Here is a 309-nt window from a genome sequence, read left to right on the forward strand (position 1 = left end):
AAAAATAAATCCCTTACCTTTGCAAACGCTTTCGCTTCCAAAACGAAAGAAAGTTCTTTGAAAGATTTTAGATAAACAAACAGAATGTAGTACAAGCGTCACATTATATCATATGTGATGAAAAGTAAGAATAAACCGTCAATTGAGTATAAAACGGTATCCTGAACAGAGACAAAAAGACATCCTAACGGATGTACAAGATATTTTACACTGAAGAGTTTGATCCTGGCTCAGGATGAACGCTAGCTACAGGCTTAACACATGCAAGTCGAGGGGCAGCGGGATTGAAGCTTGCTTCAATCGCAGGCG

General features: G+C 38.8%; 1 rRNA gene. It reads left to right on the plus strand.

The features are described from left to right. Positions 1-207 precede the first annotated feature (207 nt). A 16S ribosomal RNA gene (locus H6A61_RS15545) occupies positions 208-309 on the plus strand; the annotation flags it as partial.

This window comes from Bacteroides caecigallinarum (assembly GCF_016901995.1).
In the GTDB taxonomy this organism is placed as follows: Bacteria; Bacteroidota; Bacteroidia; order Bacteroidales; family Bacteroidaceae; genus Phocaeicola; species Phocaeicola cellulolyticus.